Below are 22,741 nucleotides of genomic sequence, written 5' to 3'. Positions count from 1 at the left end.
CGTTCGGTGGTCGCAGAGCCCAGATTATCGCGTTAGGGCGCACCGAGCGACCGGGCCAGGCCCGAGACCTGGATCTGACCGACCGGCAGGGTGGAATCGGCGCCGAAATCCAACGTCGAGGGCTCATGCCCGGCCATGATCAGTTGGGCGCCGAGAGCGGCGATCATGGCACCGTTGTCGGTGCACAGCGAGAGCGGCGGGATGCGCAGAACGACGCCGGCGGCATCCGTTCTCTCGGTCGCGACCTGACGCAACCGGGCATTGGCGATGACCCCACCGCCGAGCAGCAGACGCGGCACGTTGTAGTCGGCGCAGGCCGCGAGGGCTTTGGTCAGCAGGATATCCACCACAGCCTCCCGAAAACTGGCCGCAACATCGCCGATCGGCACGAGCTCTCCGGCATCCTGACGCTGCTCGACGAACCGGGCGACCGAGGTTTTCAGCCCCGAGAACGAGAAGTCGTAGCGGTGAGCGGCCAGGTCTTTGGGCTGGCTGAGTCCGCGGGGAAAGCGAATCGCCTTCGGATTGCCCTCAAGTGCGACCCGGTCGATCTGCGGCCCGCCGGGATATGGCAGCGACAACAGGCGGGCGACCTTGTCGAAGGCCTCTCCGGCGGCGTCGTCGATGGTCTCACCGAGCAATTCCACGTCGCTGACCAGGTCGCGCACGAGCAGCAGCGAGGTGTGGCCGCCGGAGACGAGCAGTGCGATGGTCGGGTAGTCCAGCGGTCCGGTGTCGCTGGCGTCGCCACTGCTGTGCAGCAGGTCGGCTCCGACGTGGCCGACCAGATGGTTGACCGCATAGATCGGTTTGTCGAGCGCGACGGCGAGCGCTTTTGCGGCGCCGACCCCGACCATGAGGGCGCCGGAGAGTCCGGGGCCGCAGGTGACGGCGATGGCGTCGAGATCGCTCAAGCGGATGCCGGCCTCGGTGACGGCCGCGTTGATGGCCGGCACGAGTTCGTCGAGGTGGGCCCTGGCTGCGATCTCGGGCACGACACCGCCATAGCGGGCGTGCTCGTCCATCGAACTCGCGATGGTGTTGGAAAGCAGCGTGGTGCCGCGCACAATGCCGATGCCCGTCTCATCGCAGGAGGTCTCGATGCCGAGCACGAGGGGTGCTGATCGGTTCAGGGTCGTCACGGGGTCTCCACGGTCACGAGCATAGATTCCAGTTCGGGAATATTCAGGCGCATGACGATCGCGTCGACGTTGTCAGGCTGGTAATACCCGCGGCGCACTCCCACATCGATGAACCCGAGGCGTTCGTAGAGCCGCTGGGCGCCCGGGTTGTCGGCCCGCACCTCGAGGAAGATCAGCCGGGCACCGCGTTTGCGCGCCTCGCTGATGAGGGCCTGCATGATCGTGCGACCGAGTCCGCGGCCGCGCGCCGATTCGGCGACGGCGATGGTCTGGATGTCGCCCTCGACGGCTCCCTGCGGGGCGAGCAGCCCGGCATAGGCGTCGATACTGCTCGGATCGTCGGGTGGGAACGCGACGAGGTAGTAACAGGCGGGGTCGCCGAGGTCGCGCAGCATCATCGGGGCCGACCAGGCGTCGTTCTCGAAGATGCTGGTCTCGAGCAGCATGATGGCCGCCAGGTCTGCTTCGTGCGCGCGGCGCAGCTGCCAGGTCATCGGCTGACCCGCTTAGGCCCGTTCGAGATCGTGACGTCGGGCGAGCGCAGATAGAGCGGTTCGTTGGCGGCGAAGGGGCGCTGGTGGGCGTGGGTCAGCTCGGCGACCAGTCCGAGTTCGCCGGCCGACACCGTGGCGGCGTCGAGTCGAGGCCAGCGCGCGTGCAGCCAGGTCGGAGCGTCGAGGTCGGCCGGTTTGGCCAGGCCGGGCGGGCCGACGCGCACGGGCAGGCCGGCGGCATCCGCTTCGCTGTAGGCACTCCAGTAGATTTCGCGGCGCCGGGCGTCGGTGACGACGACGAGCGGGCCGGTGTGGCCGCGGCGGTAGTGGCCGTAGGCGATGGCGTCGTGACTGATCACCGGCACGAGCGGTGTGCCGGCGCCGAGGGCGAAGACGCGGGCGGAGGCGATGCCGACGCGCAGGCCGGTGAACGGGCCGGGGCCCATGCCGCCGACGACTCCGGAGAGGTCAGCGGGTACGACGTTCGCTTCGCGGAGACACTCGACGATGAAGGGACCGACGATTTCGGCGTGGCGCATGGTATCGGCTTCACCGCGTTCGGCGATGACCCCGCGGGCAAGGTCGACGACGGCGACGCTCGTGCCGGCGGAGGTATCGATGGCGAGTAACACCCGTTCAGCCTAGCTTTTCCGGGCAGGCGCTTCGCGCGCCGCTTTGTTCGGGCAGGCGCTTCGCGCGCCGCTTTGTTCGGGCAGGCGCTTCGCGCGCCGGGCGCCGGTTCAGCTCGCCGCGGGCTTGGGTGCGCGTTGGGCACGCACCGCTTTGATGCTCAACTGCACAACGGCCAGAATCAGCAGCCCGGCAAAGAGGATGCCAGACAGGCGCGGCGGAAGAATGAGCGCGAGCGTCACTCCGGGGGCGGAGACGAGGGTCGCCGCGACGCCGACCACGAGGCCGGCGCGCAGATTGACCAGGCGGCCGCGAATGTTCGACACGGTACCGACAATGCCGGTCGGCAGCATGACGAGCAGCGAGGTGCCCTTGGCGATCAGGTCGCTTGCACCGAACAGGGCGATCAGGCCGGGCACCGCGATCACGCCGCCGCCGATGCCGAACAAGCCCGAGGCGATGCCCATGAACAGGCCAAGCACGATGTAGCCGACGGCTACATACCAGGTGAAATCGATAGCGTCGCCGCGTACCGGGGCGACGAGCAGCAGGCGGGCGGCCACCACCACGAGCAGGCCGATGAACATCCAGCGCAGCCAGACCAGAGGGATGCGGCGCAGCAGCCTGGTGCCGATGATGGCCCCGACGACGGCGCCGATGACGATGAAGCCCGCAGCAACCAGGTCGACGTGTCCGTTCAGAAAGTAGGTGGTGGCGCCGACCGCTGAGGCCGGCACGATCGCGACGAGCGACGTCGCGGCGGCTCGGCGCTGGTCCATCCGGGCCAGGCCCACGAGCAGGGGCACCATGACGATGCCGCCGCCGACGCCGAACATGCCGGAGAGAAAACCGCCGATCACGCCGATCAGGGCGAGCACGAGCCAATACCGAACGCCAGACGAGCGCAGGCCGGAATCAGGCGTCACGGGAGCGCACGAACGGGGCAGCAGGGTACGAGCATGGGTTCAGCCTAGGCGGGTTCCGTCGGCAGCAACTCCGTGAGGCGCCTCCAGCGTTGGCCGTGGCCGCTGATGGTCAGGGTGCGTGGTTCGTCGAGATCGTGGTCCAGGTCGAGAACGGATGCCGCGGCATCCGTTTCGGCGGTTGCCAGCGATCGGCCCTGCGGCCGCTCGATCTCGATGTCGAGCCAGGACTCGCTGATGCCGTCGAGCAGGCCGCGGCCCCACTCGACCACGACGATGGACCGGGCGAAATCGATGTCGAGGTCGTCGAGTTCCATGGCGCTGCCCAGGCGGTAGGCGTCGACGTGCACGAACGGCGGGCCGCCGACCAGACTCGGGTGGGTGCGCGCGAGTACGAAGGTGGGACTGGTGACGGCCCCGCGCACCTGGAGGCCCTCACCGAGGCCGCGCGTGAGGGTGGTCTTGCCGGCGCCGAGCGGTCCGGTCAGCACGATGAGGTCGCCGGCGTGCAGGATGCGCGCGAGGTCGACGCCGAAGCGGTGCATGGCCGCGGCATCGGCGATGGTGCGGCGCTGCTCAGCCATTGATGTGTCGCCGGGGCACCCGGTGCCCGATGCGGGTGACGATCTCATAGTTGATCGTGCCGGCGGCGTCGGCCCAGTCGGTGGCGCTCGGCGCTCCGGCGCTCGGGTCACCAAACAGCACGACCGTGTCGCCGACGGCCACGGCGGGGCTGTCCGCGCCGAGGTTGACCACGAACTGGTCCATCGCCACCCGCCCGACCAGGGGATAGTTCACGCCGTGCAGGTGCACTTGTGCCGTGCCGGAGGCCTGCCGTGGGATGCCGTCGGCATAGCCGAGCGGCACGAGCACGAGCGTGGAATCGTGCGGCGCCCGCCACAGGTAGTCGTAGGAGACGCCGGCGCCCGCACTCACCCGGCGAACGAGGGCGACCCGGCCGCGCAGGGTCATGGCTGGAATCAGCCCGAGGTCGGCGCTGGTCGCATCGTCGAACGGCGACAGCCCGTAAATGGTGATGCCGAACCGCACCATGGTGAAACGGGCGGCCGGCAGCCGCAGTGCCGCAGCGGACGATGCGAGGTGCACGAGCGTGGGGGTCAGCCCGGCGGCGCGTGCAACGGCGACTCCGCGTTCGAAACATTCGAGCGCCTGCTGGTCGTCGAACGCCGAGGCATTGGCGAGGTGGCTCATGACACCGTCGACGCGCAGCAGACCGCCCCGTTCGAGTGCGGCAGCCAGCGCGAACACCTCAGCCCAGTCGTTTTCGTGCACGCCGTTGCGACTGAGCCCGGTTTCGAGTTTCAGGTGAACGGATGCCGCCCTGCCGAGTTCCGCCGCAGCATCCGCTACCTGCTGCACCTGGCGGGCAGAGGAAAGCCCGAGGGTGACGTCATCGGCGATGGCGGCGCTGAAATCGGCGTCGGGGTCGTGCAGCCAGGCCAGGATGGGCGCCTCGATGCCCGCGTCACGCAGTTCGAGGGCCTCGTCGATGTCGGCGACGCCGAGCCAGTCGGCCCCGCCGGCGAGGGCGGCGAGCGCCACCGGTACCGCCCCGTGACCGTAGGCGTTGGCCTTGACCACCGCCATCGCGTGCGGGGTGCCGACGAGGTGGCGCAGGTGGGCCACATTATGGCGAATCGCGGCGAGGTCGATCACGGCCTCGCGAAACCCGCTCACAGCTCCCCCTCGGCCACGACGAAAGCGCAGGCCACCCCGGCATCGTGGGTCATGGTGACGTGCACCCGGCTGATGCCCCGATCGGTGAGCGCTGCGAGGGCGGCCCCGCTGAGTTTGAATTCGGGGTTGCCGTGCGGGTCGTTCACGATTTCCATTTCTTGCCAGGTGGCCCCTGCGCTGTCGCCGAGGGCCTTGATCAGGGCTTCTTTTGCCGCAAACCGCGCCGCGAGGGAATGTATCGGGAGCCCCCGTTCAGTTTCGGTGAACAAGCGCGAGACCAGGCGGGGGGTGCGCTCGACCTGGCGGGTGAACCGCGCCAGGTCGACCACGTCCACCCCGATGCCCTTGATCACGTCAGGCTTATTCGACCGTGACGGATTTGGCGAGGTTGCGCGGCTGGTCGACATCGAGGCCCTTGGCGATGGCCAGTTCCATCGCGAACATCTGCAGCGGCACCACGGCGAGCAGCGGTTCGAACAGCGGCGCCGCGAGCGGAATGTGGATGACGGTGTCGGCGAACGGCAGCACCGCGGCGTCACCGACCTCGGCGATAGCGATGATGCGGGCCCCGCGGGCGCGGATCTCCTGAATATTGGAGACGACCTTCGGGTGCAGGTGGGCTGAGCCGCGCGGGCTCGGCACGACGACGAACACCGGCTGGCCGGGTTCGATCAAGGCGATCGGTCCGTGCTTGAGCTCACCGGCGGCGAAGCCTTCAGCGTGGATGTAGGCGAGTTCCTTGAGCTTGAGCGCGCCCTCGAGCGCGATCGGAAAGCCGACGTGACGGCCGAGGAACAGCACAGCGCGGGTGTCGCTCATCCAGCGGGCCAGCTGGCGCACCTCGTCTTCCACACCGAGCACGGCCTGGATCTTCTCCGGGATGGCCTGCAGTTCGGCGACCTGCGCGGCCTGCTCGGCCTCGGTGAGGCTGCCGCGCACCCGGGCGAGGTGCAGGGCGAACAGGTACAGGGCGGTGATCTGGGCCACAAAGGCCTTGGTCGACGCGACGGCGACCTCGGGGCCGGCGTGGGTGTAGATCACAGCGTCACTCTCGCGCGGGATGGTCGCGCCCTGCGTGTTGCAGATGGAGATGGCCCTGGCCCCGAGCGACATGGCGTACTTGACGGCCATGAGCGTGTCCATGGTTTCGCCGGACTGGCTGATTGAGATCACCAGGGTGTGGTCGGTGAGTACCGGGTCGCGGTAGCGGAACTCGTGGCTGAGTTCGACGTCCACCGGCACCTGCGCCCACTTTTCGATGGCGTACTTGGCGGTCTGACCGGCGTAGGCCGCCGTACCACAGGCGACGATGACAATACGACGGATGCCCGCGAGCACCTCATCGCCGAATTCGGTCAGTTCCGGCACGATCACCTGGCCCTCCGTTATGCGGCCGCGCAGGGTGTTGGCAACGGCATCCGGCTGCTCGGACACTTCCTTGGCCATGAAGCTGGACCAGCCGCCCTTTTCGCTGGCGGAAGCGTCCCAGGCGATATCGAACTCCTCCGTCTCGACGGGGTGACCGTCGAAGTCGGTGACGGTGACGGCATCCGCTGTGATGGTGACGATCTGGTCCTGGCCGATGGCGACGGCGCGGCGGGTGTATTCGACGAACGCTGCGACGTCGGAGCCGAGAAAGTTCTCGCCGTCACCGAGGCCGATGACGAGCGGGGAATTGCGGCGGGCACCGACGACGACGCCGGGCTGGTCCTGGTGCACGGCGAGCAGCGTGAACGCACCGTCGAGGCGGGCCACGATGGTGCGGAAGGCTTCGGCCAGGTCGCCGACCCGCTGGTATTCCCGGCCGAGCAGCACTGCGGCGACCTCGGTGTCGGTTTCGCTCTCGAAGGTGAAGCCTTCATTGAGCAGTTCGTCCCGCAACGGGGCGAAGTTCTCGATGATGCCGTTGTGGATGAGGGCGAGCTTGTCGTTGTCGCCGAGGTGCGGATGGGCATTGCCGTCGGTGGGTCCGCCGTGGGTGGCCCAGCGGGTGTGGCCGATGCCGGTCTGGCCGTCGTTGATCGGGTGCGCCTTCAGCTCGGCGGTCAGCGCCGAGAGCTTGCCGGCCTTCTTGGCCGTGTTGAGTACACCCGACGAGTCGATGACGGCGATTCCCGCGGAGTCATACCCGCGATATTCCAGCCGTCTGAGCCCTCCCATGAGAACGTCAACGGTCTTGTTGCTTCCGACATAACCTACGATTCCGCACATGGAAGTCGATTTTAGTCGGACTAAGCTTGGGGGAATGTCCGATCCGGTGCTGGCCTCTTCAATGAACGGTCATCGCACCCCTTTTGTGGAGCTCGACCGAGCAGACTGGGCGGCGTTGGCGCCGACCACCCTGCTGCCGCTCAAAGAGACTGAGATCGTGCAGTTGCGCGGTATCGGTGAGCCGCTCGACATCAACGAGGTGACGGATGTCTACCTCCCGCTCAGTCGGCTGCTCAACCTCTATGCGGCGAACGCCCGCACCCTGCACCGGGCAACGAGTGGTTTTCTGGGCGAACGCGCCCGCCCGACCCCCTTTGTGATCGGCGTCGCCGGCTCGGTTGCGGTCGGTAAGTCGACCACCGCCCGGTTGTTGCGCGAGATGCTCGCCCGCTGGGACGACACTCCCCGGGTCGAACTCGTCACGACCGATGGCTTTCTGTTTCCCAATGCCGAGCTGAACCGCCGCGGCCTGATGGAACGCAAGGGCTTTCCGGAATCGTATGACCGGCGTGCCCTGCTGCGGTTTGTGAGCGCGGTCAAGAGCGGGGCTCCCGAGGTGCGGTCACCGTTCTACTCGCATCTGAGCTATGACATCGTGCCCGACGCGCAGATCGTCGTGCGGCAACCCGACATTCTCATCGTCGAGGGCCTCAACGTGCTGCAGCCGCCCGGGCCGGGGCACGGCCTCTCGGTCAGTGACCTGTTCGACTTCACCATTTACGTGGATGCCCGTACCCAGGACATCGCCCGCTGGTACGAGGAACGCTTTCTCAAGCTGCAGCGCGGGGCCTTCGCCAACCCCAACTCGTTCTTCCACCGCTACGCGGCCTTCACCGAAGATGAGGCTCGTGCCAAGGCGCGCACCATCTGGACCAGCATTAATCAGCCCAACCTGCTGCAGAACATTCGTCCCACTCGGTCGCGCGCCACCCTGGTACTGCGCAAGGACCCCACGCACGCCGTCTCGACGGTGCTGCTGCGCAAGGTCTGACCCGCGCCACACGTGCGCCCTCTTTGACCGGGCCCGGGCCCGGAAAGCGGGGCCACGATAGAACATGGTCCCAGTTTCCGGGCCCGGGCCCGGTCAGTAGCGCTAGAGGGTCAGGCGGGAGCGCACCACGTCGGCCAGGGAGTGCGCCAGACGGTCGGCGGTGGGCTGGTCGGCGGCTTCCACCATGACGCGCACCATCGGCTCGGTTCCGGACGGACGCAGCAGCACCCGGCCGGTGTCACCGAGTTCGGTTTCTGCGGCAATGACCGCTTCGGCGATGACCGCGTCGGCGGCGAGCGCCTTGTGGTCCACGCCGCGCACGTTCACGAGAATCTGCGGGTAGACCGTCATAACGGATGCGAGTTCGGCGAGCGTCTTGCCGGTGCGCGCCATTTCGGCGACAAGGTGCAGCCCGGTGAGGATGCCATCGCCGGTCGTGGCGAACTTGGTCATGATGACGTGGCCGCTCTGCTCGCCGCCGAGGGAATACCCGTGGGCGTTGAGTTCTTCGAGCACATACCGGTCGCCGACCTTGGTCTGCACCATGGCGATGTCGTTGGCCGCCATGGCCTTGCGCAGCCCGAGGTTACTCATGACGGTGGCCACGAGAGTGCGGTCTTTCAGCACACCGCGCTCGGCCATCGACACGGCCAGGATGGCCATGATCTGGTCGCCATCGACGATCTTGCCGTCGCGGTCGACCGCGAGGCAGCGGTCGGCGTCGCCGTCGTGGGCGATGCCGATGTCGGCGCCGTGTTCGAGTACGGCTTTGGCGAGGTTGTCGAGGTGAGTCGAACCGACACCGTCGTTGATGTTGAGGCCGTCGGGGTCGGCGCCGATCACGGTGAGGCGAGCGCCGGCATCCGTGAACACCTGCGGTGAAACGCCGGCGGCGGCACCGTGGGCGCAATCGAGCACGACGTGGATGCCGTCAAGGCGGTGCGGCAGCGTCGTGAGCAGGTGCACGACGTAGCGGTCTTCGGCGTCGGCGAAACGACGGATGCGTCCGACGTCGCCGGCGATCGGCATCAGCGTGTCGCGACCGATGTAGCTCTCGATGCGGTCCTCGACGTCGTCGGGAAGTTTGGTTCCGCCGAAGGCGAAGATTTTGATGCCGTTGTCGGGCGCCGCGTTGTGTGAGGCAGAAATCATCACACCGAAATCGGCGCCGATGGCGTTGATCAAGAAGGCCGCAGCGGGCGTGGGGATGACCCCGGCGTCGAGAACGTCGACACCGCTGGAGGCCAGGCCGGCCGAAACGGCGGCGGTGAGGAACTCACCGGAAATTCGCGGGTCGCGGGCGACCACTGCGACGGGTCGGCGACCCTCAGCGAGGCGTGCTTGGGCACGACGACCCTTGGTGAGCACTGCTGCGCTCGCCTGGGCAAGGCTCAGGGCCAGGCCAGCCGTGAGATCACGGTTGGCCAGGCCCCGAACGCCGTCCGTGCCGAACAGACGAGTCATTTCGTCGTCGGCTATCGGGTTAGCGCTTGCTGAACTGAGGTGCCTTACGGGCCTTCTTGAGTCCGGCCTTCTTACGCTCCTTGACTCGGGCGTCGCGGCTGAGGAAGCCGTTCTTCTTGAGAATGGCGCGGTTGTTCTCTTCGTCGATCAGGTTCAGGCAGCGTGCAATGCCGAGGCGCAGCGCGCCGGCCTGGCCGGACGGGCCACCACCGGTGATGCGGGCGATGACATCGTAGGAGCCGAGCAGGTCGAGCACCTTGAACGGGTCGTTGATGAGCTGCTGGTGCAGCTTGTTCGGGAAGTAGTCGGCGAACTCGCGGCCGTTGACAACGATCGTGCCGGAGCCGGGGACGATGCGCACGCGGGCGATGGCCTGCTTGCGACGGCCGACGGCTGCGCCGGGAACGTTGAGGACGGCGCGGGGCGCCTTGGTTACGGTTTCGGCCGGAGTCTCGGTGGAGTAGCTCTCCGGAGCCTGGTCAATCTGGTCTGCGATCTTCGCCACGATGATGGGAATCCTTTTTATCCGTGTATCTAAGTATCTAAAGAGTCGAGAAGTCTGGTTGCCGGCGCTACTGCGCGACCTGGCTGAGGGTGTACGGCTTGGGCTGCTGAGCGGAGTGCGGGTGCTCAGGGCCGGCGTATACCTTCAGCTTGGTGAGCTGGGCGCGACCGAGCGAGTTCTTCGGCAGCATGCCGCGAATCGCTTTTTCGACCGCACGGGTCGGGTGCTTCTCGAGCATCTCGGAGTAGTTGGTCGCCGTCAGGCCGCCCGGGTAACCGGAGTGGCGGTAAGCGATCTTCAGGTCGAGCTTCTTGCCGGTGAGGGCAACCTTCTCGGCGTTGACGATGATGACGAAGTCGCCACCGTCCATGTGCGGGGAGAAGGTCGCCTTGTGCTTGCCGCGCAGCAGGATTGCCGCGTGGCTGGCCAGACGTCCGAGGACGATATCGGTGGCATCGATGACAACCCAGTCGTGCTGGAGTTCGCTTGCCTTGGGGGTGTAAGTGCGCGTCACTGTTGTGCTGCTTTCTTCTTTTTCGAACGGAGGTGTTCGTGAATCCCGCTCCGGGCGTGTTTTCGTGAAGAAAACACTGTCGATGGAGGGCTCACGTTCGGATGCCGTGCTGCAACGCACAGACACCAAGGGTCAACACTAGTCGGAAGCCAGCATCGACGCAACCTCGGCGACGGCCGGCAGCGAGCGCCGGTTGCGGGTGTCCACTGCGCGCTGCGCCAGGGACGCATCGTCGGGATAGCCGACGTCGATGAGGGTGAGGCCGTGCGCCTGCATCACCTTGAACTCGCTGATGCGGTGCTTGTCGAAGTGCAGGTGGGCGAGGGTGCTGCCATCGAGACGCCCCTCCCCCACGGCAACGCAGGCACCGACCATGGCGCGCACCATGCTGTGGCAGAAGGCATCCGCTGTGATGGTGGCAATGAGCAGGCCGTCATCGTCGCGGGTCCAGCGAAATTGCTGCACGGTGCGGATGGTCGTCGCTCCCGGGCGTGGCTTGCAGTAGGCGGCGAAGTCGTGCAGGCCCACCAGGGTGGCCGCTGCGGCATCCATGGCTTCGAGATCCAGTCTGAACGGATGCCACGTGGTGCGCAGCCGCTGCTGCGGGTCGTGCAGGGCGAGCGGGTCGGCGATGCGGTATTCGTAGCGACGCCACAGGGCCGAGAACCGGGCGTCGAAGCCGCCGGGAACGACCGTGGCCCGGCGCAGCACGACGTCGGGTTTGGTCACCAGGATGCCGCCGAGGCGGCGCAGCACCGCGGTACCGAGGTCGACCGGGGGACGGTTTCCGGTGCCGCGTTGAATGCGCACGAGGGAGTGCGCCTGCTCGGCGGTGAGGTCGAAATGGGCCACCTGCCCGCGGGCGTGCACCCCGGCATCCGTTCGGCCGGCGACGATCAGGGTGGGGTGCGGGGGAAAGCTCTGCAGAATGCCGGCGAGCCCGTTTTCGATGTCGGCCTGCACGGTGCGAAAGCCCGGCTGGCGGGCCCAACCGGTGAAATCGGTGCCGTCGTAGGCGAGGTCGAGGCGGATGCGCGTGGAGCCCAGCGCTGCATTCGCGGCGCGGGGCACAAAAAGATTCACGAGGGTAAGCCTAGGTGGCACGCGCGGGTTATCGTTGAAACCGGCCCCTGGCGCACCCCCCTTGTGTGTGCCAAAGAAACCTCGTGTTGCCCATGACCCGTTCCCCGCTGTCGTTCCCGTTTACCGGGAGGACTCGGTCAACGACCGCCCTGATCGCCCCGGCGAACACCTCGGTGCCGGGGCCGATGAACGCCCCGCGCAGCAATCGTCTGGCCGGGCTCGACGGCCTGCGCGCCCTCGCGGTCATTGCCGTCGTGCTCTACCATTTTTTCCCGGCAGTCCTTCCGGGCGGCTTCATCGGCGTCGACGTTTTCTTCGTGATCAGCGGATTTCTGATCACCGGACTGCTCGTCTCCGAGCACACCCGATCCGGGCGCATCTCGCTGGGCCGATTCTGGCAACGACGCGCCCGCCGGCTGGTGCCCCCGCTCATTCCGGTCATTCTGATCAGCTGCAGCATCGCTTTTCTCATCGGCGGCGATGTGCTGGTGGGGCTCGGCGCCCAGCTGCTCGGAGCCACGACCTTCGGCTACAACTGGGTGTCGATCGCCACTGACGCCAGCTATTTCAGCGTCAACGAGCCCGAGCTGCTGCGCAATCTGTGGTCGCTCGCTGTGGAAGAGCAGTTCTATCTGGTTTGGCCGCTGCTGTTGCTGGTCGTGCTGCTGCTTCGCCGCCCCCACGTGCGCCTGGCCGTCGTCACCGGCCTGTTCATCGCTTCTGCCCTGTGGATGGGCCTGCTCTACCAGCCCGGCGCCGACCCGACCCGGGTGTACTACGGCTCGGACACGCACAGTTTCGGGTTGTTCGCCGGTGCCGCCCTGGCCCTGTTGTTGCGCCGCCCGAGTGGGCACCGCAACGAATTGCCGCGCTTGCGCCCGTGGCTCGGCGGCGGCGCCATTCTCGCGATCATCGGGTTTGCGTTCTGGCTGCCGGAGGACGGCACGGCCACCTATCGGGGCGGCCTCGTGGCGGTGAGCCTCGCCACCGCTGTCGCCATCTGGGCGGGGGTGCGCGGCGGCCGGTTCGGGCACCTTCTCGATGCGGCCCCGCTGCGTTACCTCGGCGAACGCTCCTACGGAATCTACCTGTGGCACTGGCCAGCGCTCGTACTGGTGCAGCTGCTCTGGCCGGCATCGTCTCCGTCCGGCGGTCTGCTGCCGATCGGGCTCCTCGCCACCGCCATCACCCTGGTGTTCGCGGGTATCTCCTACCGCTGGCTGGAAATGCCGATCCGGCGGGTCGGCGTGCGCGGCAGCATCCGTCGGGTCGGGGAGCTCTGGACCGGCCCGACCCGTCGTCGCCGTCTGGTCGCCGCCACGGCCGCGCTGTCGCTGCTGCTGGTCGGCGGCACGACAGCCGCCGTCGTTGCGGCGCCGGCGCAGACCTCGGCGCAATTGCGCATCGAACGCGGCCAACGGGCAATGGATGCTGCGGCGCGCGCCGCCACGCAGGCTGCCGCCGCCGAGGCCGCCCGTCAGGCCACGGCCCAGCCCGCCCTGACCGAGGGTCCGATCACGGCCATCGGCGACTCGGTGATGCTGGCCTCGGCCCCCGAATTGCAGGCCACCTTTTCGGGAATGACCGTGGACGCTTCGGTCTCGCGGGGGATGTATTCCGCAGATGACATCTTGCGGGCGTTGGAGGCTGCGGGTCAGTTGCATCCCGTTGTGGTCGTCGGGCTCGGGACCAACGGACCGATCACCGACGACGAACTCACCGTGATTCTGCGCATTTTGGGACCGGACCGAAAGCTCGTGCTGGTCAATGCCTACGCCGAGCGGGACTGGACTGACGGCGTCAATGCCACTCTTGCTGATTTCGCCGCCGGCAATCGTCGCATCGAACTGGCCAACTGGCACGATGCCATCGCGGGCCGGCTTGATCTTCTGGCCGGCGACCACGTGCATCCGGGGCCGACCGGCGGGCAGCTCTATGCCGACGAAGTGGGAGCGGCGCTCGACCGTCTCGCGGCGGTGCCGCCGCTGCCCGACACCAGCTGGTTGTTGCGCGACCCCGACGCGCCCCGCCCGCCGCCGTACCGGTGACTCAGAACTCGCGCACGTAGACGAGCTCCCGGTTGCTGGCGAAGAAGCCCATGCCGGTGTACAGGTCGAGCGCGCCGGTCGGGCTCGCCGAGTCCACATCGAGGGTCGCCCGCTCGTGCCCGGCCGCACGGCTCGCGTCCAGCTGCGCGGCCAGCAGGGCCTGCGCGATATGACGGCCGCGCCATCCCCTCAGCACGCCGACGAGGCCGATGTAGCTGCTGCGGTACCCGGCGGCGGCCCAGTCCTCCTCGTTGACACTCGACATGATGAAGCCCACGACGTGCTCACTGCCGTCCGGCTCGATGCCGAAGGCCACAAACGAGAGCTCCTCAACGAACGTCGAACCGGTGACGTAGGCGTTCCAGGTTTCGTCGGGAATCGGCTGGCTGGACCAATGGTCCATGAAGACCTCGTTGCGCGCTGCGTGTACGACCGGCGAGAGTTTCGACTCATAGGGTGCCAGGCGGATGCCGTCGGCCAGCGTGAATTCGCGAATGGGGTCGGCGAGGATGCGGTCGAGGCACAGAAAATAGCGGGTGCAGACCAGACCGAAGCGTTCATACAGGCGACCATTCTGCGGTGCGCGCTCGTCGCACGACGTGGCGATCCAGCCGGGAAGACGTTTGTCTGAAGTCGCCAATTGCTGCGTGGCCCGGGCGACCTGCCAGTTCAGCAGCTCGCGACCGATGCCCCGGCCTCGCATCGTCGGCAGGACGCCGCCATCCAGGTTGGATTTCACCAGGGTCACCTGCCCCGGCGAGAGCACGACGAGCCCGTTGGCGACGAGGTGGCCGTCAACGGCCTCTGCGACGAGAGTGTCAGTCGTTACATCAACGAACGAGAAATCGAAGATCTCGGCGATTTCGTCCCGTTCGAGAACGTAGTTGGGGTGGTCGGCCTGACCGATCGACTTCTCAAGCTGCCAGATGGCGTCGATATCGTCGACCGTCGCCGGGCGCCACACGGCAATGTCGGGATGCTCCGGCACGGGCAGTGCGGCGGGCATGGTCACACGTTCCGAGAGTGGACTCGTGGCATCGGTCATGCTTTCACCCTATCTACGCGGCCCCGATTCGGGCTAGAACTCCAGCGTGTATGCCATCTTCTTGTGGGTGGGCACAAAACCCATCCCGGTGTAGAGGCCGAGGGCTCCGGTCGGGCTCGCCGAGTCGACCGCGAGGGTCACCCGCTCATGCCCGAGCGCCTGCCCGGCAGCGAGCTGGGCGGCCAAAAGGGACTGGGCGATATGGCGGCCGCGCCATCCGCTCAAAACACCGACCAGGTCGATGTAGCTGCCGGTGAAACCCTGGGTGGCCCAGACGTTTTCGTTCGCCGTCGACAGCACGAAGCCGACGACGCGCTCGGTGCCGGACTCGTCGGTGCCGTAGGCCACGAACGAGAGGTCGGGACGAAACCATTTTCCGCCGACGAAGGCGTTCCAGTTCTCGTCACTCATCGGCTGGCTGCCCCAGTGGTCCATGAAGGCTTCGTCGCGGGTGGCGTGAACCTCGGCCGACGCCGCGGCGGTGAACCCGGCGATGCGGATGCCGGCGGCCGCGTCGACGACGCGCACCGGCGCATCCAGCGGTCGTTCCAGGGTGAGGAAGTAGCGGGCGAGGCCGAGGCCGGCGTGCTCGAACAGGCTGGCGTTCTGCGGGGAACGTTCGTCGGCATAGGTCAGGATCCAGCCGGGCAGGGCCTTGGCCGAGGAAGCGAGCTGCTGCTTCGCCCGGCCCAGCTGCCAGGCCAGGAGCTGGCGCCCGATGCCCCGACCGCGCAGTAGCGGGTGCACTCCACCGATCGGCAGCGAACGCACGAGGCTCACCTGGCGCGGCGGGAACATGACCATGCCCACCGCCACGATGCGGCCGGTTGCATCAAGACCCACGAGCGAGTCAAGTTCGGGGTGAAAGTGTGAGTAGCCGAAGTCGGCGGCGATCGCGCCGCGCGCCGTGAGGTAGTTCGGGTGGTCGACCTGGCCCATGAATTGGCGCAGCTGCCAGATGCCGTCAATGTCGCCCTCGGTGGCCGGCCGCCACTCGGCGACGTCCGGATGCTGCGGAACCACCGGAACCTGGGCATCCCCCACGCGTTCTGCCAACGAAGTCTCGAAATCACCCATCTTCACACCCTATCTTCCCCCGAAAGCGGCATGCAAAAAGGGGGGAGCCAACTCTCGTTGGCTCCCCCCTCGGTGGTGGTGCTACTTCTTGTCGGCCTCGACTGCAGCGTCGTCGACGGCTGCATCGTCGGCGACAACGGTCTCTTCGACGACAACATCGTCAGCGACGACGTCTTCGACCACGACGTTCTCGGACCCGACGGGGGTCGCGGCAACGGTCGCGGTCTTGGAGCGCTTGACCTTGGGGGTCAGGGGCTCGAGAACGAGCTCCATCTGCACCATGGAGGCGTTGTCACCCTTGCGGAAACCGAGCTTGGTGATGCGGGTGTAGCCGCCCTGACGCTCGTTGACCTGCGGGGCGATGACCGTGAACAACTCGTGCACGACGGTCTTGTCGGTGATCGTCGCGAGAACGCGACGACGGGCGTGCAGGTCGCCGCGCTTGGCGAACTGCACCATGCGCTCGGCGAGCGGACGCAGGCGCTTGGCACGGGTCTCGGTCGTCTTGATCGACTTGTGGGTGAACAGGGCCGCGGCCAGGTTCGCAAGCATGAGGCGCTCGTGCGCCGGGCCGCCACCGAGACGGGGGCCCTTTGTGGGCTTAGGCATGGGTAATCTCCAGTATCAAAAAATCGAAAGGCAGCGTTGAAGCGCGAGCCTTAGATGGTCTCTTCTTCGTAGCCGCTGTAGAAGTGCGCGCCGTCGAATCCGGGAACCGAATCCTTCAGGGACAGGCCGAGCTCAACGAGCTTGTCCTTCACTTCGTCAACCGACTTCTGCCCGAAGTTGCGGATGTTCATCAGCTGGGTCTCCGAGAGGGCGACCAGTTCGCTGACGTTGTTGATGCCTTCGCGCTTGAGGCAGTTGTACGAGCGCACCGACAGGTCGAGGTCTTCGATCGGAATCGAAAGCTCGGTCGAGAGCACGGCGTCAACCGGCGCGGGGCCGATCTCGATGCCCTCAGCGGCGGTGTTGAGCTCGCGGGCCAGGCCGAACAGCTCGGTCAGGGTGCGACCAGAGGATGCGATGGCGTCGCGGGGCGAGATAGCCGACTTGGTCTCCACGTCAACGACGAGGCGGTCGAAGTCGGTGCGCTCACCGGCACGAGTTGCCTCGACACGGTAGGTCACCTTGAGCACGGGCGAGTAGATCGAGTCGACCGGAATCTGGCCGGCCTCGGAGAACTCGTTGCGGTTCTGGGTGCTGGACACGTAACCACGGCCACGCTCAATGGTCAGTTCGAGTTCGAACTTCGCCTTGTCGTTGAGGGTTGCGATGACCAGTTCCGGGTTGTGCACCTCGACGCCAGCCGGAGCCGAAATGTCAGCGGCGGTAACCTGGCCGGCACCCTGCTTGCGCAGGTACGCGGTGATGGGCTCGTCGTGCTCGCTCGAGACGACGAGGCCCTTGATGTTCAGGATGATCTCGGTGACATCTTCCTTCACCCCGGGAACGGTGCTGAACTCGTGCAGCACGCCATCGATACGGATGCTGGTTACAGCAGCGCCCGGGATCGAGGAGAGCAGGGTACGGCGAAGCGAGTTGCCGAGGGTGTAGCCGAAGCCGGGTTCGAGGGGCTCAATGATGAACCGTGAACGGAACTCCGAGATGTTCTCTTCGGTGAGCGTTGGACGCTGTGCAATAAGCACTGTTGATTCCTTTCGGCTAAGTGTCCGCTATATGACACTTGCAATGACGAGAGAGTGAAAAGGTGAAAGAAAAGAGTCCCGACGGGCTCAGTGCGAGACAGAGCCCGTCGAGATGACAGCGAGTGCTTTAGACGCGGCGGCGCTTCGGCGGGCGGCATCCGTTGTGAGCCTGGGGGGTTACGTCGTTGATCGAACCGACCTCGAGGCCGGCGGCCTGCAGTGAACGGATCGCGGTCTCGCGGCCTGAGCCGGGTCCCTTGACGAAGACGTCAACCTTCTTCATTCCGTGTTCCTGCGCCTGGCGGGCGGCCGACTCGGCGGCCAGCTGTGCGGCGAAGGGAGTCGACTTGCGCGAACCCTTGAAACCAACCTGGCCCGACGAGGCCCAGCTGATGACAGCACCGGTCGTGTCGGTGATCGACACGATCGTGTTGTTGAAGGTGCTCTTGATGTGGGCCTGGCCCACAGCAACGTTCTTCTTTTCTTTCTTACGCGGCTTCCGTACGGCCGACTTGGGTTGTGCCATGAATTTCTCCTGAATCCTAAAGGCGTTAGCGAGCTAGGCCGAGGGCCTAGCGCGCCTTCTTCTTGCCGGCTACGGTGCGCTTCGGGCCCTTGCGGGTGCGAGCGTTGGTCTTGGTGCGCTGACCGCGAACGGGCAGGCCCTTGCGGTGGCGAATGCCCTCGTAGCTGCCAATTTCAACCTTGCGGCGGATGTCAGCGGCAACCTCACGGCGGAGGTCACCCTCAACCTTGAAGGAACCCTCGACGTAGTCGCGGAGAAGGACGAGCTGGTCGTCGCTCAAATCCTTGACGCGGATGTTTCCGTCGATTCCAGTGTCGGCGAGGGTCTTGAGGGCCCTCGTACGGCCAACACCGTAAATGTAAGTCAATGCAACTTCCACGCGCTTATCGCGCGGGATGTCGACGCCGGCTAGACGTGCCATTGTGTCTCCTGTTAGTGATGGAGGTCTGTAGCAGCTCCTGTACACCGGCCTCCAACCGATGGTGTCACCCGTGACGGGCTCCCGGAACTGCTATTCAATATTTAGTTGTGCAGCGCAGTGTTGTGCAGCGCAGTGTTGTGCAGCGCAGTCTCGAAGAAAAAGAGACTTAACCCTGGCGCTGCTTGTGACGGGGGTTCTCACAGATGACCATCACGTTGCCGTTACGGCGGATGACCTTGCACTTGTCACAGATCTTCTTGACGCTGGGCTTGACCTTCATGGTGATTCCTTGTTTTCGCTGTCTTCGTACCCTCGGGATGCCGAGGGCCGTTACTTACAGCAGTCGTTACTTGTAGCGGTAGACGATCCGGCCACGGGTCAGGTCGTACGGGCTCAGCTCTACGATCACGCGGTCCTCCGGGAGGATGCGGATGTAGTGCTGGCGCATCTTGCCCGAGATGTGGGCAAGAACTCGGTGGCCGTTTGACAGCTCAACGCGAAACATCGCGTTGGGCAGAGCTTCGACTACTGCGCCCTCGATTTCGATGACACCGTCTTTTTTGGCCATACCCTCACTGTCGCTCTGTATTGATTGCTGGTCATGCGGGATTGATGCCAGACACGCCACGAAAGACGACACCAGACACCAAGGATCAATCTTATGGTATGAGATTGCCTTTTGGCAATTCAGTCCTATAATCGCCGGCGCAAGCGCCCCCGACTTGGCGCAAGCAGGCTTGGCCGCAGGAGTCGGGGGCGCCGGGAGAGCGGCTGTGGGTTCGTTCAGTGGCGCACCCGCTGCGCCGCGGCGATTTCGCGGGTGACCGCTTCGAAGAGCGGATGCCCCCCGTCGAGCCCGCAGACGACCTCGGTAATCCGCGGCGCGGCTTCCCCCGCCAGCATCCGCTGCAGTTCGACGCTCTGCGAATCACCGGGGACGTCGAACCGGAAGGCCGCGCGAATGGCTTCGAGCAGGGCGACCGGATTGGTCCCGCCCTCGGCGAGCTCCGCCGCGGGCCCGATGAACCGTTCAAAGCGGCTGAGTTTACGCATCGGCTCCCGACCCACCCGTACGACGGTGTCCTGCAGGGCCGGGTTCTCGAACCGGGTCAGGATCTTCTCCCGGTAGGCCCGTTGGGCGTGCGAGTCGAGGCCGTGCTTGGCTACGAGCAGCGCGGAGGTCTCCTCGAGTACCCGGCGCGCGGCATCCCGCACAACCGACAGCTCGAGCGCCTCGCTGATTGTGGCCGCTCCGGCCAGGTGACCGAAGTACGCGATGGTCGCATGCCCGGTGTTGACGGTGAACAGCTTGCGTTCGATGAACGGCTCGAGGTTGTCGACGAAGGTCGCCCCGGCGATGTCGGGCACCGCGCCGGCAAAGCCGCCGCGCTCGATCACCCACTCGGCGAAGGTCTCCACGGTCACATCAATGCCGGCATCCGGGGATTGCCCCGGCACGATGCGGTCGACGGCGGTGTTGGCGAACACCACCCGGGCGGTGACGGCGTCCCGGTCGGCCGAAAGCACGTGGGACAGCACGTGTTCGGCCAGCCGGTCGGTGGCGTTGATGGCGTTCTCGCAGGCGATCACCGGCAACGGCGGTAGTGTCGCCCGCCGTCGTACCAACCCGGCTGCGATGGCCGGAGCGATGAATTTGAGAATATTCGGTCCGACCGCAGTGGTGACGATATCGGCCGTGGCGATCTCAGTGGCGAGTTGGTCGGATTGCGTGTCGCTGTTGATCGCCCGAAAGCTGTCGACGACGTGCACGCTCGACTCGCCGCCGACCTCGAACACCCGGTAGCTCGGGGCCGACTGCAGCGCGTCGATCAACGCCGCGTTCACGTCGGCGAAGACAACCTCGTAGCCGGCCTCGTGCAGCAGCAGTCCCACGAATCCCCGCCCGATATTGCCCGCGCCGAAGTGGATGGCTTTCATGCTTCGTTGACCTCCTCGAGCAGCTGAAAGATCTCGTCGGCCGACCCGGCGTCGAGGAGCTTCTGCACCTCGTCGGTGTCGGAGAACACGATGGCAACCTTGGAGAGAATCTCGAGGTGTTCGTTGTTCAGTCCGGCGATGCCGACGGCGAACCGCACCGGTTTGCCGTTCCAGTCGATCGGCTGCGGGTAACGCACGAGCGAGAGCGAGGAGCGCAGGATCGACTCCTTGGCCTCGTTCGTGCCGTGCGGAATAGCGAGGAGATTGCCCATGTAGGTGCTGACCGAGGCTTCCCGCTCGAACATGGAGTCGATGTAGTCGGGCCGCACCGCGCCGGAGTCCACCAGCAGGGCTCCGGCTTCGCGAATGGCCTCGTCCCTGGTGGTGGCCGTGCCTTCGGCCACCACGTTGCTGCGCGCGAGGATGTTCTGCGTCACCGGGTCACCTCGTTGTCGTTCGACTTGATCAGCTCGACCACCTCGTCATACCGGGGGCTGTTCATGAAGTTCTCGACCGAGACGTGCACCGAGTTGGGTGACTTGCTCCGTGCCCGGTCGGTGAGGTCCTGGTGGGTGATGACCAGGTCGGCGGACCCGTCGAGGTTGGCGATGGACTTGTTCACGACGGTGACGCCCTCGATGCCGGCCTTCTTCATCTTGTTGCGCAGCACGGAGGCGCCCATGGCGCTCGACCCCATACCGGCATCGCAGGCGAACACGATGTTGTGCAGCGGGCGACCGGCACCGACCGGCGCGGGGGCGGCATCCGCTTGGCCGGCGAGACCGCCGAGCACCGAACTGGACTTGCCCTTGTAGGCCTCGGTTTGCGCGACGGCGGCACCGAGGTCGCCGGTGCTGCCGGCCGCGAGGTCACGCTTGCGGCTGGCCCGCAGAATGACGGCCGCGATCAGGAACGACACCCCGGCGGCGGCGGCCACCGAGAGAATCACCCCGAAATAGCTGTCGGGGGCGGTCTGGAACAGCACCGCGAAGATACTGCCGGGTGAGGCTGGAGCACGCAGCCCGGTCTGGAACGCCACGTTGACGGCGACGCCGGTCATGCCGCCGCCGATCGCAGCGAGGATGAGGAGGGGCTTCATCAGCACGTAGGGGAAATAGATCTCGTGAATGCCGCCGAGGAACTGGATGATGATGGCGCCGGGGGCGCTCGCCTTGGCGATGCCGAGTCCGAAGAACGTGTACGCCAGCAGAATGCCGAGGCCGGGGCCGGGGTTGGCCTCGAGCAGAAACAGCAGCGACTTGCCGCTCTCTTCGACCTGCTGCACCCCGAGCGGGGTGAGCACGCCGTGATTGATGGCGTTGTTGAGGAACAGCACCTTGCCCGGTTCGATCAGGATGCTCGCGAGCGGCAGCAGGCCGGCGTTGATCAGCCAGTCCACCCCGGCCTCGAGCATGCTGCTCAGCCAGGTCACCACCGGCGCGATTCCGAAGAAGGCCCCGATCGCGAGCAGCGCGCCGAGAATGCCGGCCGAGAAGTTGTCGATGAGCATCTCGAAGCCGGGCTTGATCTTGCCGTCCCAGATGGAGTCGACCTTTTTGAGCAGCCAGGCGGCGAGCGGGCCGACGATCATGGCGCCGATGAACATCGGGATCTGGCTACCGACGATGACACCCATAGTGGCGATCGTGGCGATGACGCCGCCGCGGGTGTCGTAGACCATGCGACCGCCGGTGTTGGCGATCAGCAGGGGCAGCAGGTAGGTGATCATCGGGCCGACCAGGCCGACATATTGCGGGAAGGTCGAGCCGTCTTCGTTGGCGGCCAGTGCGGTGGCGGCGCCCTGCCAGCCGATGGCGTCGGCATCACCGAAACCGCCGAGGATGCCGTTGGGCAGCCAGCCGGTCGAGATGAACAGGGCGGTGATGAGTCCCCAGGCAATGAACGCGGGGATGTTCGGCATGACCATGCCGCTCAAAAAGGTGCCGAAGCGCTGCACGTGCACGCGTGTACCTGGGCGCTGCGGGTCGGCTGATGTCGTCGTCATTTCAAGACCTCTCTTGTCGTTGTTGTCTGGCTGGGTTGTTCGGGTTGGCCCATCGCCGCGAGGATCAGGTCGAGTGCGGTCTCACCGTCTCGGTCGGTGAAGATCGTGGTGGGCAGGAGTCGAGCCAGCGCTCCGTGTTCGGCGCATTGCTGAGCGATGGCCGGAAAGGCGGGCGCGAGGTGCGGGCCGACCAGTACGACATCGACCGGGGTGTGGGCGACGGCGGCGGCGAGGCGCACGAGCAGGTCCGCTTCGGTGATGGCGGTCACCGAGGCGGTGAGGCCGCGCAGGGTGGCGCTGCGTCGCAGGCGAAGCGCCACGAACGTGCTCGACGCACCAGCTCCGCACACCACCAGAATCTTCATCGATTCGCCTTC

Annotated in this window: 26 protein-coding genes; 2 read left to right on the top strand and 24 right to left on the bottom strand. The window is 66.2% G+C overall.

The genetic code is table 11. The features are described from left to right. Positions 1 to 32: 32 nt before the first annotated feature. The 8 genes from tsaD to glmS all read right to left on the bottom strand — a co-directional run bounded on the left by tsaD (position 33) and on the right by glmS (position 7,098). On the bottom strand, positions 33 to 1,142 hold the full coding sequence (tsaD, locus tag BMW72_RS03535) for a tRNA (adenosine(37)-N6)-threonylcarbamoyltransferase complex transferase subunit TsaD (protein ID WP_370448755.1): 1,110 nt from the start codon (positions 1,140 to 1,142) through the stop codon (positions 33 to 35). Next, complete coding sequence (gene rimI, locus BMW72_RS03530) at positions 1,139 to 1,636, bottom strand: ribosomal protein S18-alanine N-acetyltransferase (RefSeq protein ID WP_092107303.1); 498 nt, start codon at positions 1,634 to 1,636, stop codon at positions 1,139 to 1,141. The genes tsaD and rimI overlap by 4 nt, the downstream gene beginning before the upstream one ends. Further along, on the bottom strand, positions 1,633 to 2,268 hold the full coding sequence (tsaB, locus tag BMW72_RS03525; protein WP_092107301.1) for a tRNA (adenosine(37)-N6)-threonylcarbamoyltransferase complex dimerization subunit type 1 TsaB: 636 nt from the start codon (positions 2,266 to 2,268) through the stop codon (positions 1,633 to 1,635). Before tsaB ends, rimI begins: the two co-directional genes overlap by 4 nt. Positions 2,269 to 2,376: 108 nt before the next feature. After that, on the bottom strand, positions 2,377 to 3,192 hold the full coding sequence (locus tag BMW72_RS03520; protein WP_241983939.1) for a sulfite exporter TauE/SafE family protein: 816 nt from the start codon (positions 3,190 to 3,192) through the stop codon (positions 2,377 to 2,379). Between the two features lie 44 nt (positions 3,193 to 3,236). After that, on the bottom strand, positions 3,237 to 3,773 hold the full coding sequence (tsaE, locus tag BMW72_RS03515) for a tRNA (adenosine(37)-N6)-threonylcarbamoyltransferase complex ATPase subunit type 1 TsaE (protein WP_092107299.1): 537 nt from the start codon (positions 3,771 to 3,773) through the stop codon (positions 3,237 to 3,239). Continuing rightward, positions 3,766 to 4,887: an alanine racemase gene (alr, locus tag BMW72_RS03510; RefSeq protein ID WP_241983938.1), complete on the bottom strand. Its 1,122-nt coding sequence runs from the start codon at positions 4,885 to 4,887 to the stop codon at positions 3,766 to 3,768. The genes tsaE and alr overlap by 8 nt, the downstream gene beginning before the upstream one ends. After that, a complete protein-coding gene (locus tag BMW72_RS03505; RefSeq protein WP_092107295.1) occupies positions 4,884 to 5,240 on the bottom strand; it encodes a holo-ACP synthase in 357 nt (118 codons plus the stop codon). Before BMW72_RS03505 ends, alr begins: the two co-directional genes overlap by 4 nt. 7 nt (positions 5,241 to 5,247) lie before the next feature. Next, the gene (gene glmS / locus BMW72_RS03500; protein ID WP_092107293.1) at positions 5,248 to 7,098 is read right to left on the bottom strand and encodes a glutamine--fructose-6-phosphate transaminase (isomerizing); all 1,851 of its coding nucleotides are present in this window, start codon (positions 7,096 to 7,098) and stop codon (positions 5,248 to 5,250) included. A 34-nt stretch (positions 7,099 to 7,132) separates the two neighbouring features. Between glmS and coaA the strand changes: the two genes are divergently transcribed. Beyond that, positions 7,133 to 8,089: a type I pantothenate kinase gene (gene coaA / locus BMW72_RS03495; protein WP_092107291.1), complete on the top strand. Its 957-nt coding sequence runs from the start codon at positions 7,133 to 7,135 to the stop codon at positions 8,087 to 8,089. 102 nt (positions 8,090 to 8,191) lie between these two features. Here the strand turns inward: coaA and glmM are convergent, their stop codons facing one another. The 4 genes from glmM to BMW72_RS03475 form a co-directional block, all read right to left on the bottom strand. Further along, positions 8,192 to 9,553 carry a phosphoglucosamine mutase gene (gene glmM / locus BMW72_RS03490; protein WP_092107289.1) on the bottom strand — a complete coding sequence of 454 codons (1,362 nt, stop codon included), beginning with the start codon at positions 9,551 to 9,553 and terminating at the stop codon, positions 8,192 to 8,194. A gap of 19 nt (positions 9,554 to 9,572) precedes the next feature. Continuing rightward, positions 9,573 to 10,058, bottom strand: a complete 486-nt coding sequence (rpsI, locus tag BMW72_RS03485; protein ID WP_092107287.1) for a 30S ribosomal protein S9 — start codon at positions 10,056 to 10,058, stop codon at positions 9,573 to 9,575. A 67-nt stretch (positions 10,059 to 10,125) separates the two neighbouring features. Further along, positions 10,126 to 10,572 carry a 50S ribosomal protein L13 gene (gene rplM / locus BMW72_RS03480; protein WP_092107284.1) on the bottom strand — a complete coding sequence of 149 codons (447 nt, stop codon included), beginning with the start codon at positions 10,570 to 10,572 and terminating at the stop codon, positions 10,126 to 10,128. A 138-nt stretch (positions 10,573 to 10,710) separates the two neighbouring features. Continuing rightward, positions 10,711 to 11,655, bottom strand: coding sequence for a tRNA pseudouridine synthase A (locus BMW72_RS03475; RefSeq protein ID WP_241983937.1), 945 nt, complete (start codon positions 11,653 to 11,655; stop codon positions 10,711 to 10,713). A 92-nt stretch (positions 11,656 to 11,747) separates the two neighbouring features. On the opposite strand from BMW72_RS03475, the gene BMW72_RS03470 reads away from it, so the two are divergent. Continuing rightward, positions 11,748 to 13,703: an acyltransferase family protein gene (locus BMW72_RS03470; protein ID WP_092107280.1), complete on the top strand. Its 1,956-nt coding sequence runs from the start codon at positions 11,748 to 11,750 to the stop codon at positions 13,701 to 13,703. 1 nt (position 13,704) lies between these two features. On the opposite strand, the gene BMW72_RS03465 is transcribed toward BMW72_RS03470, so the two are convergent. The 12 genes from BMW72_RS03465 to BMW72_RS03410 form a co-directional block, all read right to left on the bottom strand. Next, the gene (locus BMW72_RS03465; protein ID WP_092107278.1) at positions 13,705 to 14,748 is read right to left on the bottom strand and encodes a GNAT family N-acetyltransferase; all 1,044 of its coding nucleotides are present in this window, start codon (positions 14,746 to 14,748) and stop codon (positions 13,705 to 13,707) included. Positions 14,749 to 14,781: 33 nt separating this feature from the next. Further along, on the bottom strand, positions 14,782 to 15,825 hold the full coding sequence (locus tag BMW72_RS03460) for a GNAT family N-acetyltransferase (protein ID WP_092107276.1): 1,044 nt from the start codon (positions 15,823 to 15,825) through the stop codon (positions 14,782 to 14,784). Between the two features lie 81 nt (positions 15,826 to 15,906). Beyond that, positions 15,907 to 16,434, bottom strand: coding sequence for a 50S ribosomal protein L17 (rplQ, locus tag BMW72_RS03455; RefSeq protein ID WP_092107274.1), 528 nt, complete (start codon positions 16,432 to 16,434; stop codon positions 15,907 to 15,909). Positions 16,435 to 16,484: 50 nt separating this feature from the next. Continuing rightward, the gene (locus BMW72_RS03450; RefSeq protein WP_092107272.1) at positions 16,485 to 17,474 is read right to left on the bottom strand and encodes a DNA-directed RNA polymerase subunit alpha; all 990 of its coding nucleotides are present in this window, start codon (positions 17,472 to 17,474) and stop codon (positions 16,485 to 16,487) included. 127 nt (positions 17,475 to 17,601) lie between these two features. After that, positions 17,602 to 18,000, bottom strand: coding sequence for a 30S ribosomal protein S11 (rpsK, locus tag BMW72_RS03445; RefSeq protein WP_092107270.1), 399 nt, complete (start codon positions 17,998 to 18,000; stop codon positions 17,602 to 17,604). 46 nt (positions 18,001 to 18,046) lie between these two features. Then, on the bottom strand, positions 18,047 to 18,421 hold the full coding sequence (rpsM, locus tag BMW72_RS03440) for a 30S ribosomal protein S13 (protein WP_092107268.1): 375 nt from the start codon (positions 18,419 to 18,421) through the stop codon (positions 18,047 to 18,049). A gap of 166 nt (positions 18,422 to 18,587) precedes the next feature. Continuing rightward, entirely contained in the window at positions 18,588 to 18,701 is a 114-nt protein-coding gene (gene rpmJ / locus BMW72_RS03435) for a 50S ribosomal protein L36 (RefSeq protein WP_035834639.1), read from the bottom strand. A gap of 66 nt (positions 18,702 to 18,767) precedes the next feature. Then, positions 18,768 to 18,989, bottom strand: a complete 222-nt coding sequence (gene infA, locus BMW72_RS03430) for a translation initiation factor IF-1 (protein WP_035834638.1) — start codon at positions 18,987 to 18,989, stop codon at positions 18,768 to 18,770. Between the two features lie 215 nt (positions 18,990 to 19,204). Further along, complete coding sequence (locus tag BMW72_RS03425) at positions 19,205 to 20,359, bottom strand: mannitol-1-phosphate 5-dehydrogenase (protein ID WP_092107266.1); 1,155 nt, start codon at positions 20,357 to 20,359, stop codon at positions 19,205 to 19,207. Next, a complete protein-coding gene (locus BMW72_RS03420; protein WP_092107264.1) occupies positions 20,356 to 20,796 on the bottom strand; it encodes a PTS mannitol transporter subunit IIA in 441 nt (146 codons plus the stop codon). The genes BMW72_RS03425 and BMW72_RS03420 overlap by 4 nt, the downstream gene beginning before the upstream one ends. Further along, complete coding sequence (locus BMW72_RS03415; protein ID WP_092107262.1) at positions 20,793 to 22,364, bottom strand: PTS mannitol transporter subunit IIBC; 1,572 nt, start codon at positions 22,362 to 22,364, stop codon at positions 20,793 to 20,795. Before BMW72_RS03415 ends, BMW72_RS03420 begins: the two co-directional genes overlap by 4 nt. Further along, positions 22,361 to 22,729, bottom strand: coding sequence for a PTS sugar transporter subunit IIB (locus tag BMW72_RS03410; RefSeq protein ID WP_092107260.1), 369 nt, complete (start codon positions 22,727 to 22,729; stop codon positions 22,361 to 22,363). The genes BMW72_RS03415 and BMW72_RS03410 overlap by 4 nt, the downstream gene beginning before the upstream one ends. Positions 22,730 to 22,741 lie beyond the last annotated feature (12 nt).

It is taken from the genome of Cryobacterium luteum (genome assembly GCF_900110125.1).
GTDB classification, from domain to species: domain Bacteria; phylum Actinomycetota; class Actinomycetes; order Actinomycetales; family Microbacteriaceae; genus Cryobacterium; species Cryobacterium luteum.
This window is presented reverse-complemented; position numbering and strand designations above follow the sequence as displayed.